At 70.9% G+C, this 11,186-nt stretch carries 11 protein-coding genes; 4 read left to right on the forward strand and 7 right to left on the reverse strand.

Features of this window, described 5'->3' with window-relative positions; translation table 11 throughout:
* Together Pph01_RS14075 and Pph01_RS14080 are read left to right on the forward strand one after the other, a co-directional pair.
* Entirely contained in the window at positions 1-828 is an 828-nt protein-coding gene (locus Pph01_RS14075) for an amino acid ABC transporter permease (RefSeq protein WP_239116682.1), read from the forward strand.
* Positions 825-1,565: an amino acid ABC transporter ATP-binding protein gene (locus Pph01_RS14080; protein ID WP_204073527.1), complete on the forward strand. Its 741-nt coding sequence runs from the start codon at positions 825-827 to the stop codon at positions 1,563-1,565. The genes Pph01_RS14075 and Pph01_RS14080 overlap by 4 nt, the downstream gene beginning before the upstream one ends.
* Here the strand turns inward: Pph01_RS14080 and Pph01_RS14085 are convergent.
* Complete coding sequence (locus Pph01_RS14085) at positions 1,562-3,001, reverse strand: FUSC family protein (RefSeq protein WP_204073528.1); 1,440 nt, start codon at positions 2,999-3,001, stop codon at positions 1,562-1,564. The genes Pph01_RS14080 and Pph01_RS14085 overlap by 4 nt on opposite strands.
* A gap of 61 nt (positions 3,002-3,062) precedes the next feature.
* Between Pph01_RS14085 and Pph01_RS14090 the strand changes: the two genes are divergently transcribed.
* On the forward strand, positions 3,063-3,494 hold the full coding sequence (locus Pph01_RS14090) for a MarR family transcriptional regulator (protein ID WP_204073529.1): 432 nt from the start codon (positions 3,063-3,065) through the stop codon (positions 3,492-3,494).
* 68 nt (positions 3,495-3,562) lie between these two features.
* Complete coding sequence (locus tag Pph01_RS14095; RefSeq protein WP_204073530.1) at positions 3,563-4,138, forward strand: pyridoxamine 5'-phosphate oxidase family protein; 576 nt, start codon at positions 3,563-3,565, stop codon at positions 4,136-4,138.
* A 5-nt stretch (positions 4,139-4,143) separates the two neighbouring features.
* Here Pph01_RS14095 and htpX read toward each other — a convergent pair whose 3' ends face one another.
* The 6 genes from htpX to Pph01_RS14125 all read right to left on the reverse strand — a co-directional run bounded on the left by htpX (position 4,144) and on the right by Pph01_RS14125 (position 11,047).
* Complete coding sequence (gene htpX, locus Pph01_RS14100; protein WP_204073531.1) at positions 4,144-4,992, reverse strand: zinc metalloprotease HtpX; 849 nt, start codon at positions 4,990-4,992, stop codon at positions 4,144-4,146.
* 85 nt (positions 4,993-5,077) lie between these two features.
* Complete coding sequence (locus Pph01_RS14105) at positions 5,078-6,562, reverse strand: NADH-quinone oxidoreductase subunit N (RefSeq protein ID WP_204073532.1); 1,485 nt, start codon at positions 6,560-6,562, stop codon at positions 5,078-5,080.
* Entirely contained in the window at positions 6,559-8,178 is a 1,620-nt protein-coding gene (locus tag Pph01_RS14110; protein ID WP_204073533.1) for a complex I subunit 4 family protein, read from the reverse strand. Before Pph01_RS14110 ends, Pph01_RS14105 begins: the two co-directional genes overlap by 4 nt.
* On the reverse strand, positions 8,175-10,085 hold the full coding sequence (locus Pph01_RS14115) for an NADH-quinone oxidoreductase subunit 5 family protein (RefSeq protein WP_204073534.1): 1,911 nt from the start codon (positions 10,083-10,085) through the stop codon (positions 8,175-8,177). The genes Pph01_RS14110 and Pph01_RS14115 overlap by 4 nt, the downstream gene beginning before the upstream one ends.
* A complete protein-coding gene (gene nuoK / locus Pph01_RS14120; protein WP_239116683.1) occupies positions 10,082-10,474 on the reverse strand; it encodes an NADH-quinone oxidoreductase subunit NuoK in 393 nt (130 codons plus the stop codon). Before nuoK ends, Pph01_RS14115 begins: the two co-directional genes overlap by 4 nt.
* Before the next feature lie 33 nt (positions 10,475-10,507).
* Complete coding sequence (locus tag Pph01_RS14125; RefSeq protein WP_204073535.1) at positions 10,508-11,047, reverse strand: NADH-quinone oxidoreductase subunit J family protein; 540 nt, start codon at positions 11,045-11,047, stop codon at positions 10,508-10,510.
* Positions 11,048-11,186: the final 139 nt, after the last annotated feature.

An 11,186-nucleotide genomic window follows, 5' to 3' on the forward strand; every position in this document is an offset into this window, starting at 1 on the left:
ATGATGGCCGACCAACAGGCAGCCGCCTCTCCCCAGAGGCGGCTCAGCCCTCGCCAGAGGCAGCGGATCAGCCGGGGCATCCAGTACGGCGTGTTGCTCGTCATCGTCGTCGTGCTCGCCCTGCTGGCCGACTGGCCGGCCATCAAGGAGTCGTTCCTCAGCTCCAAGGTCGCGGGCGAGGGCCTGCCCCAGCTGTTCACGGTGGCGCTGAAGAACACGGTGATCTACACGATCAGCGGATTCATCGGCGGTTTCGCCGTCGGGTTGTTGCTGGCGCTCATGCGGCAGTCCTCCGTGGCGCCGTACCGATGGATCGCGGCGGGCTACGTGGAGATCTTCCGCGGACTGCCCGCCCTGCTGATCTTCCTCATGATCGGCAGCCTCCCGCTGGCCTTCCCCGGCTTCCAGATCCCCGGAGAGGTGTACGGCCAGGCGGCACTGGGCCTCGGCGTCGTCTCGGCGGCCTACATGGCCGAGACGTTCCGGGCCGGCCTGCAGGCCGTGCCCAAGGGGCAGATGGAGGCGGCCCGCTCGCTCGGCATGCCGCACATGCGGGCGATGGTCTCGATCGTGATCCCGCAGGCGATCCGCATCGTGATCCCCCCGCTCACCAACGAACTGGTCCTGCTGTTCAAGGACTCCTCGCTGGTGCTGTTCCTCGGGGTGACGGCGACCCAGGTCGAGCTGGCCAAGTTCGGCAACGACCAGGCCTCGACGTACGCCAACCCGACGCCGATCCTGGTGTCCGGTCTGACCTATCTGCTGATCACGATCCCTCTGGGATACGCGGCACGCCGCCTGGAGGCACGCCAGGGAGCGAGCCGATGAGCACCGTCGAGATCAGGAATCTGCACAAGTCCTTCGGCAAGCTCGAAGTCCTCAAGGGCATCGACTTCAGCGTCGAGACCGGCCAGGTCGTCTGCGTCATCGGACCGTCGGGCTCGGGCAAGTCGACGCTGCTGCGCTGCGTCAACCTGCTGGAGCAGCCCACCTCCGGCCAGGTGTTCGTCGACGGCATCGAACTCACCCACCCCGATGTGGACATCGACGCCGCCAGGCGGCGGCTCGGCATGGTCTTCCAGCAGTTCAACCTCTTCGCGCACCTCACCGTGCTGCGCAACGTCACCATCGCCCAGGAGCGGGTGCTCAAGCGCCCGCGGGCGGAGGCCGTACGGATCGCGCGGGAGAACCTGGAGAAGGTCGGGCTCAGCGAGAAGGCGGACTCCTACCCCGCTCAGCTGTCCGGCGGACAGCAGCAGCGGGTGGCCATCGCCCGGGCCCTGGCGATGAACCCGTCGCTGATGTTGTTCGACGAGCCGACCTCTGCGCTCGACCCCGAACTCGTCGGCGACGTCCTCCAGGTCATGCGGCGTCTCGCCGAGGACGGCATGACCATGCTGGTGGTCACCCACGAGATGGGCTTCGCCCGCGAGGTGGCCGACCGGGTGGTCTTCATGGACCAGGGCGTGATCGTCGAGGACGGGCCGCCGGCGCAGGTCATCGCCGCACCTCAGCACAACAGGACACGCGAGTTCCTCCACCGCGTCCTACATCCGGGCGACTAGCCGGACGCCGTCCCGGCGCCGGGTGCGGGCGAGCCCTGCAGGCTCGGCGCCGGGACGAGCGCTGCTGAGACGGTCGTGTGAACCTGCCGGAGCGTCCGGTCGAGCGCCGCGAGCGGCGATTCCGGATCGGGCGCGGTCACCGGCACCAACTCGGGGACGGGCTTGCGGGCGAGGGCCAGCCGGGTGGCCCCGATGTTGCGCCGCAACGCGCCGTGGGCGGCCCGTCGCGCCCGCTCGGCCGCCGGGTCTCCCGGCCCCGGTTCCCGTCCCGGGTCGAGGGCGTCGGACAGGGGTCCGCAGGACGCCAGCGGCTCGACGCAGTCGGCCAGGCCTGGACGCCGGACGACGCGGCGCCAGGCCAGAGCGGGTTCCGCGGCCACGCGGAGCGCCGCCACGCTCCTGTCGAACTCGCGCCGGCCGTCCTCGCCGGGCTTCTCGAGCAGCGCCCCCAGTGCGGCCAGCGTCCGCGCCAGGTTCTTCCGCATGACCGCCTCCGTCCTCACCGGCACGAGGACCCAGGCCGGAAGGACCCCGCACAGGCAGCCGACGACGACCGCGGCCAGCCTTTCCCCAAGGACCTCGATCCCGGAGACCCCCGCCGGAGCGGCGAGGCCGTACAGCAGGGCGAGGATGCTGGTGACGCAGAAGGACCAGTACGCGTAGTTCCGGTCACGCAGGATCAGCCCGGCCAGGAGGTACGCGAAGATCATTACGGCCACGAGCCACCCGTGACCGAGGACGAGGACCCCGACGAGGGTGGAGGTCGCCGTTCCGAGAAGGGCGCCACCGGTGCGCTGGATGCTCCGGTGCACGACGTGACCCCGGGAGCGTGCCCCAACCGACACGGTGAACGCGCTGATCACCACCCAGGGCCAGTGGCCGGGGAAGATCAGATGGCCGAGGGAGAACGCCAGGGCGAGCGCGGCGGCCGACTGCGCGGCGAACCTCGTGTGGACCGACCCGGCGGTTCCCTCCGGTGCCGGTTCCCCGGCGGGGGCGCGGATCGAGGTGAGGGCGGTCCATCCGACCGCGACGACGCTCGCCACGACCGCCCACACCAGAGCGCTCCACGGGTCGTGCCCCACGGGCACCGGCGCGATGAAGAGCCCGATCAGCGGAAGCAACATCATCCGCCCGATCGCGGCGGCCCGGGGACCGTACCTGCGCAGATGGACCGACACGAAGACCGCGGCCACGAAGACGGCCTCTCCCAGCAGCGGCGACCAGTGCATCAGGGCGCCGATCAGGCCGGTGACGACGACCACGGGCACGACCAGCAGCGAGCGGCGGCCCGCCTTCGCGCGCTCCAGCGAGATCGCCAGGACGACGCCCAGGATGACGACGCCCAGCGACTGCCGCTCGCCCGAGGCCAGTACGCCCAGCGTCACGGCGGTGCCTACCGCGGCGACGAAGGAGCGGGGAATTTTAATACGCATAGTCTTACGATTTTTGCCTGAAATATTGGGTGTTAGCAAGCAAGAGCGTAGGATCTCGTAAGTGGAAGAGCACGAGGGGACGGCCGCCGTACGGCGGGGCGCGATGCGGCTCGCCAGACGGCTGCGCGCGGAGAGACCGGCGGAGAGCCTCAGCGGCGCCAAGCTGAGCGTGCTCGCTCACCTCTACCGGAACGGGGGGATGACGCCGAAGGAGATCGCCGCGGCGGACCACGTGCAGGCCCAGTCGATGACCCGCGTGCTGGCCGACCTGGAAGGGCACGGGCTCGTGAGGCGTGACCGCGACCCCTCCGACGGGCGGCGGTCGCTGCTGACCCTCACGCCCTCCGGGCAGGCGGCGCTGATCGAGGACATGTCGTACCGGGACGAGTGGCTCGCGGCCGCGATCGCCCGGCACCTGTCGCCCGCCGAGCGCCACCTGCTGTACCTCGCCGGCGAGCTCATGGACCGGCTGGCGGCGGCGGCGGACGTCTGACCCGCCTGTGACCGAAGCCACCCGGACCGGGGATTAACGACTGGCGACCGCCGGGTTATCGTCGCGACATGGGGAAGATCTACGAGCGGCTCACCGACCGGTTGCGCGGCTTCATCACCACCCAGCCCGTCTACTTCGTCGCGACGGCCCCGCAGGGCGGCGGACACGTGAACGTGTCCCCCAAGGGGTACGCGGACACCTTCGCCGTGATCGACGACACCACGGTCGCCTATCTGGACCTGGACGGAAGCGGCGTCGAGACGATCGCCCACCTGCGCGACGACGGCCGCGTCACCGTGATGTTCTGCGCCTTCACCGGTCCCCCGAAAATCGTCCGCCTGTACGGCACGGGCCGCGTCGTCACGCCGCACGACGCGGACTTCGGCGACCTGCTCACGCTGTTCGGCCCGCATCCGGGGGTCAGGTCGATCATCGTGGTCGCCTGCGACCGGATCTCCGACTCGTGCGGGTACTCCGTGCCGTTCATGACCTACGACCAGGACAGGACGCTGCTCGACGAGTGGGCGGACCGCAAGGACGTCCAGCAGAAGCGGGACTACCGGGCCAGGCACAACCGGGAGAGCATCGACGGCCTGCCCGCGCTGCGGGCCGAGGAGACCGACCCGGTGACCCTGCGTTCCTGACCTCGTCAGCGCCGGTAGCCGGCCATCCGCTCCAAGCGGGAGATCCGCTCGGCGATCGGCGGGTGGGTGGAGAACAGCCTGCCGATCCCTGCCTGGCGGAACGGGTTCGCGATCATCATGTGGCTCGCCGACGCCAGCCGTCCGTTCTCGGGGAGCGGCAGCTGGCGGATGCCCATCTCGATCTTCCGCAGAGCGGAGGCCAGCGCGAGCGGGTCGCCCGTCAGCCGGGCCCCGGACTCGTCGGCGGCGAACTCGCGCGACCGGGAGATCGCCATCTGGATCATCGACGCGGCCACCGGACCGAGGATCATGACGAGCAGGGCGCCCAGGATTCCCGGGCCCTCGTCGTCGTCCGAGCCGAAGAACAGGCCGATGTAGCCGAAATAGGTGATCATCGTGGCGAGCGCGCCGGCGACCGAGGAGATGAGGATGTCGCGGTTGTAGACGTGCGACAGCTCGTGCCCGATGACTCCCTTGAGCTCGCGCTCGTTGAGCATGCCGAGGATGCCGTGGGTGACGCAGACGGCCGCGTTGCGCGGGTTGCGGCCCGTCGCGAACGCGTTGGGCTGCATGGTCGGGGACACGTAGAGCCGGGGCATCGGCTGGCGGGCGTCGTAGGACAGCTCCCGCACGATCCGGTACAGCACCGGCTGCTCGACCTCGGCGACCGGCCGGGCCCGCATGGCGGACAGCGCGATCTTGTCGGAGAAGAAGTACGCGAGACCGTTCGCGACGAGCGCGAGCACCAGCGCGAGCCGCAGCCCCGCGCCACCTCCGATCCAGGCCCCCACCACCAGGATCAACGCGGACAGCGCTCCAAGAAGGATCGCGGTCCGCAGGCCGTTGTGGTGCACGCCTCCTCCTCACGGTCAGGTGCGTTCAGCCTTACTAACGCCTACGGCCTGGCTGAACGTTCCCCGTTGAACAGGCGCTGTGATCTCAGCCGACCGCCGACAGCACCACCTGCGGGGCGACGGAGAAGGCCAGCGTGACGGCCACCGCCAGTCCCACGGCCACCGCGACGGGCCCGGACCTGGGCCGGCTCGCCCCCGTGGAGAGCGGGGTGAAGAGCCGGGCCGTCCAGGCGATGTAGTAGTAGAGCCCGATGACAGTGTTGGCCGCCATCACGACGGCGAGCCAGCCGAGTCCTCCGTCGACGATCGCGCGGAAGACGACGACCTTGGCGAACAGGCCCGCGAGGCCGGGGGGAAGCCCCGCCAGGCAGATGAGCGAGAAGGCGAGGGACAACGCCGCGACCGGGCTGTGGAAGGCCAGCCCCTGGTAGTCGTCCAGGTCGTTGCGTTCCCGCGCCCGCGCGACCAGCATGACCACGCCGAACGCCACCAGGTTCATCGCCGCGTAGAACGCCAGGTAGGCCACCGACGCGCCGGCCGCGTCCCGGGGGACGCCGGCGAAGGCGGCCAGCGGGGCGAGGATGTACCCGGACTGGGCGACCGACGACCAGGCCAGCAGCCGTACGGCCTGGCGTTGCCGCATCGCCAGCACGTTGCCGGCGGTCATGGTCAGCGCGGCGATGACGGCGACGACGGGCGCCCACACGGCGGCCTGGCTCGCCAGCGCGGTCGTCAGGATCAGGATCAGTCCGGCGAATCCCGCGGCCTTGGAGATGACCGACAGCAGCGCCGCCACCGGGATCGGCGCGCCCTGGTAGACGTCGGCCGCCCAGAAGTGGAACGGCACGGCGGCGACCTTGAACGCGAATCCGGCCAGCACGAGCACGATCGCGACGGTCGTGACGCCCGGGGCGACCCCGGCCGGCGCGGCGCTCTGCCCGGACGCGTAGAAGGCGGCGATGCGATCCAGGTACACCGAGCCGGTCACGCCGTACATCAACGAGACGCCGAACAACATGATCGCGGTGGAGACCACCGAAACGAGGAACAGCTTGAGCGCCGCCTCGGAGGCCCGGCCGTCATAGCGCCGCATCGCCGTCAGCGCGAAGACGGGCAGGGAGACGAGCTCCAGGGACACGACCAACATGATCAGGTCACGCGAGGCCGCCAGCAGCACCGCCCCGGTCAGCGTGCCGAGCAGCAGGAAGTACCACTCGCCGACCGGAACCCGCCCACTCGTCAGCTCCGCCATGGACAGCAGGACGACCACGACCCCGGCCGCGAGCACGAGGCCCGTGAACACGAGCGTGAACCGGTCGAGGACGAACGAGCACGACTCGCCGCCCCCGAGCGAGGCGGGCACGCAGAAGGTGCGCCGCACCCCTCCCTGTACGGCCTGTGCCACGAGGACGGCCAGGGCCGCGGCGACGCCGCCGAGCGCGACGACGCCCAGCAGCCGCCCGCCGCCGGGGCGCGCGGGGAGGAAGGCGTCGAGCACCAGGACCAGCCCCGCCGTCAGGGCGAGGATCAGCGGAACGGCGATGGCGGTGTAGTCGATCGACTGGATCATCCGGCGCCACCCCCGAGACCGAAGATCGCCTGCACGGCGGGACCCGTGAGGTCGAGCAGCGCCTTGGGCCAGACGCCGAACAGGATGGTCAGCGCCACGAGCGGCACCCAGGCGACCAGTTCACCGGCCGTCACGTCGGCCAGGCGGCCGGCCGGCGGATGGGATTCCTCGACCTCGGCGACGGCCGTCCCGGTGGCGACGGGCTCGCCGGGTCCGAGCACGACGCGAACCTCCTCAGCCGAGGCCAGTGCCGGCCCGACGGGGACCGTCTCCCGCGGCCGGCCGTGGGTCACCCTCGACAACATCACCAGGAAGTAGGCCGCCGTGAGCACCGTGCCGATGCCGCCCACGGTCATGAACACGAGGAAGAGCGGCCGGGACAGACCGGCGGCGGGCCGGAACGCCCCCAGCAGGGCGAGCATCTCGCCCCAGAACCCGGCCAGCCCCGGCAGGCCGAGCGAGGCGACGCAGGCGAAGGTGAGCAGCGAGCCGATGTACGGCAGTCGGCGCAGCATGCCGCCGCCGAGCCTGACCATGTCGGCCGTGCCGTACCGCTCCTTGATCCCTCCGGCGACGAAGAACAGCAGCCCGGTGATCAGGCCGTGCGCGATGTTGCCGAACAGCGCGGCGTTCATGCCCACGGGCGTGAGCGTGGCGAAGCCGAGCAGCACGAAGCCCATGTGGCCGACGGACGAGTAGGCGATCATGCGCTTGAGATCGCGCTGGGCGAGACAGGCCAGTGATCCGTAGATGATCCCGACCACCGCCAGCGCCCCGAGCCAGGGGGCGAGGGCCGCGGCGCCCTCGGGCAGGATCGGGATCGCGATCCTGGCGAAGCCGTACGAGCCCATCTTGAGCAGCACGCCCGCCAGCAGGACCGAGCCGACCGTCGGCGCCTCGGTGTGCGCGTCGGGCAGCCAGGTGTGGAGCGGCCACATCGGCGTCTTGACCGCGAGGCCGATCCCGACGGCCAGGAACGCCACGATCTGCATGGATCTCGCGATGCCCGCCCCGTGCCCGGCGGCCAGTTCGACCATGTCGAGGGTGCCCGCCTGCGCCCAGATCACCAGCAGGCCGAGCAGGAGGACGGCCGAGCCGAGCAGCGTGTAGAGGATGAACTTCACCGCCGCCGCACGCCGGTCGCGGCCGCCCCAAATGGCGATGACGAAGTACATCGGGACGAGCACGACCTCGAAGAACACGAAGAAGAGCAGCAGATCGAGGGCGAGGAAGGTGCCGATCATCCCGACTTCGAGCACGAGCAGCGTGAACACCAGCGCCCTGACGCGCCCGCCGTCCGGCGGACGCCAGGCGAGGTGGACGAAGCAGAGCAGGCTCAGCAGCGCGGTCAGCACGACCAGCGGCAGCGAGATGCCGTCCACGCCGAGGTGGAACCGCAGATCGAGGCCGGGGATCCACGACCAGTCGGTTTGGAGCTGCATGCGGCCCGCGTCGCCGTAGTCGAAGACCACCGCGACGACGACCGCGAGCAGGAAGGTCAGCGCCGAGACGGCGATCCCGAACCGGCCGGCCGCCCGTCCGGCGAACGCGGGCGCGGTCAGGCTCGCGGCGCCGGCAAGAGGCACCGCGAGCAGCGCGAGCAGAAGCCAGCTCATCCCAGCACCACCGCCGCCACCGTGATCAGCAAGAGTCCGGCCAGCAGGCCCGTCACGTAGAGCTGGGCGTTGCCGTTCTGGGCGAGGCGCACGACCCCGGACAGGCCCATCGTCAGCCGGCCCGACCCTCGGACGGCGCCGTCGACCACCTGCCGGTCGGCCCTGACGACCCCGTGAGCCAGCCGGAGGATCGGCCGCGCGAACACCGCCCGGTACGCCTCGTCCACGTAGAAGGCCCGCTCACACGCCGTTCGGAACGGGCCGAGCATCCGGGCCGGGTCCTGGTGCGGCGCTCCGCGCCAGAAGGTGTAGACGACGCCGGCGCCCAGCAGGGCGACGATCAGGCTCACCAGCGCGGACCCCCAGTCGACCTCGGAGACCCCGGCGAATCCCAGCAGCAGGGCGGGCACGGCGAGCACGCCGATCGGCCAGAGCATCGACCTCGGCGCCTCCCGGCCGTCGAACACGTGGGCCGTGCCGGGTGGGGGCTCGGGCAGCGCCTCGACCCTCGACGGCCCGAAGAACGTGCGCAGCCAGGCCCGCATCGCGTACGCGCCGGTCACTCCGACGGTCAGCAACGCCGCGCCGTACAGGAAGGGCTGGGCCGGGGAGTGCGAGTGCTCGATGGCGGCGATCACCGCGTCCTTGCTGAAGAAGCCGCTCGCCGGAGGCAGCCCCATCAGGGCGGCGAAGCCGATCGTCATCCCCGCGAACGTGAACGGGATGGAGGTGCGCAGCCCGCCCATGTGGCTCATCAGGTTGGACCCGACATGGTGGATCACGGCGCCGGCCCCGAGGAACAGCAGCGCCTTGAACGCGCCGTGCGTCAGCAGATGGAAGATCGCCGCCTTGTCCGATCCCGCCGCGAGTCCTCCCGCCATGTACGCCAGCTGGCTGATCGTCGAATAGGCGAGGACCCGTTTGAGGTCGTTCTGCGCGAGGGCGGCCAGCGCGGCGCCCAGCATGCCGACGGCCGCGACCACGCCCAGGACGTCGAGGGTCGGCTGGGCGCCGAGAAACGCGGGGTAGAGGCGCGCGACGATGAAGATGCCCGCCGCGACCATCGTGGCCGCGTGGATGAGCGCGCTGATCGGGGTGGGACCGGCCATGGCGTCCGGCAGCCAGGTCTGCAACGGCACCTGCGCGCTCTTGCCCGCGACGCCGGCGAGCAGCAACATCGTCGCGGTGATCAGGGTGCCCCGGGGGATGTCGGCGCTCAGCACGGCGTCGATCCGGAAGCTGCCCGCGGCCATCCCCAGCGAGAAGATCCCGAACAGGAAGCCGACGTCGCCGAGCCGGGTGACGAGGAACGCCTTGACCGCGGCCCTGGAGTTCGCGCGGTCCTCCCACCAGTGCCCGATCAGGAGGTAGGAGCACAGGCCCATGATCTCCCAGCCGGCGTAGAGGACGATCAGGTCCCCCGCGTAGACCACCAGGAGCATCGCACTGGTGAACAGGCTGATGAAGGCGCTGTAGGAGGCGTAGCGCGGATCGTCGCGCATGTACCCGACCGAGTACACCTGGACGGCGAGCGCCACGACGACCACGAGGACGCCGATCAGGATCGACAGCCCGTCGGCCCGCAACGTGACCGAGATGGGCACCGACCCCGTGTCGACCACGGTGAGCGTGCCCTCGGTGCTGCCCGGGAGGAGCCCGGCCCAGAATTCCGAACCCGTATAGGACGCCGAGCCGCGTGGCAGCGCGCGGGCCGACCACACCGCCAGCCAGAGCGTCAGGAGGGACGACGCCGTGACGGGCGCGATCGCGAACCACGCCGCCCGGCGTGCGGCGGCGCGGTCGTTCTCCTCTGTACGGCTCCCGCCGCGCGGCCACCGCGAACCGAGCAGCCCCGCCACGGCGGCCGCGAACGGTAAAAGGACGATCAGAGCGACCACAGAGATCACGACCTGGCCTCCCTGTCGGCGTCCTCGCCCACGGCCGCCCGGTCGGGGGAGGCCTCGGACTGCTGGGAGACCTCCGGCGAGCCGCCCTCCGCGAGGTCGCGGAGGCGGTCGACGTCGATGCTCCGCCGGTTGCGGTAGACGGCCAGGACGATGGCCAGTCCCAGGCCGATCTCGGCGGCCGCGATCACGATGACGAACAGCGTGAGCACCTGGCCGCCGTGCAGCCGGTCCCTCAGCCACACGTCGAAGGCGACGAGGTTGAGGTTGACGGCGTTCAGCATGAGCTCGACCGACATCAGCACGAGGATCGCGTTGCGGCGGGCCAGCACGCCGTACACGCCGATTGAGAAGAGCAGGGCGGAGACGACGACGGGGTAGACGATGTGCACCTCAGGCCACCGTCCCGTCGCACGCGGCAGGAGTCATTCCCGCCCCCTGATGTCGGTGCGGGAAAGGACGATGGCCCCGATCAGCGCGGCCAGCAGCAGCACGGACAGGGCCTCGAAGGGCAGCACCCAGGTCTTGAAGATGCTCGACCCGAGCGGCTTGGCCGCCCCCTGGCCGGGATCGAGCGGGGCGTAGGCCGTGCCGAACCCCGCGACGACGACGCTCACCAGCACTCCGGCCGTGGCGAGGGCGACGAGGACCGCGGCCCACCGGTTGCCGGAGTCGAGGTCGGCCGAGCGCCCGATGGGCGCCCGCGTCAGCATGATCCCGAACAGCAGCAGCACGACGACCGCGCCCACGTAGATGAGCACCTGGACCCAGGCGACGAACTCCGCCGTCAGCACGAGGTAACTCCCGGCCAGCGCGCCGAAGCAGACGACGAGCCACAGCGCCGCGTGGACGAGTTGCCTCGTCGTGACCACCAGCAGCGCGGATCCGAGCACGACGACGCCGAGCAGCAGGAACACCACCTCCGGGCCGCTGGGCGGCCAGAACCCCGGCGTCTCGGCTGTCACGCGTCCTCCCCCGGCCCGTCCTTCGCGGGGTCACCAGGGCTCCCCGGGGCGTCCGGGGCGTCCGGGGTGGTCGGGGTGGTCGGGGTGGTCGGGGTGGTCGGGGTGGTCGGGGTGGTCGGGGTGGTCGGGGTGGTCGGGG

This window comes from Planotetraspora phitsanulokensis (assembly GCF_016863295.1).
GTDB lineage: Bacteria > Actinomycetota > Actinomycetes > Streptosporangiales > Streptosporangiaceae > Planotetraspora > Planotetraspora phitsanulokensis.

What these genes read in the sequence shown, in the direction of transcription:
- Pph01_RS14085 (WP_204073528.1), bottom strand. Translation starts at nt 3,001, where the DNA reads ATGCGTATTAAAATTCCCCGCTCCTTCGTCGCCGCGGTAGGCACCGCC.
- Pph01_RS14105 (WP_204073532.1), bottom strand. Translation starts at nt 6,562, where the DNA reads ATGATCCAGTCGATCGACTACACCGCCATCGCCGTTCCGCTGATCCTC.
- Pph01_RS14075 (WP_239116682.1), top strand. Translation starts at nt 1, where the DNA reads ATGATGGCCGACCAACAGGCAGCCGCCTCTCCCCAGAGGCGGCTCAGC.
- Pph01_RS14080 (WP_204073527.1), top strand. Translation starts at nt 825, where the DNA reads ATGAGCACCGTCGAGATCAGGAATCTGCACAAGTCCTTCGGCAAGCTC.
- Pph01_RS14095 (WP_204073530.1), top strand. Translation starts at nt 3,563, where the DNA reads ATGGGGAAGATCTACGAGCGGCTCACCGACCGGTTGCGCGGCTTCATC.
- Pph01_RS14110 (WP_204073533.1), bottom strand. Translation starts at nt 8,178, where the DNA reads ATGAGCTGGCTTCTGCTCGCGCTGCTCGCGGTGCCTCTTGCCGGCGCC.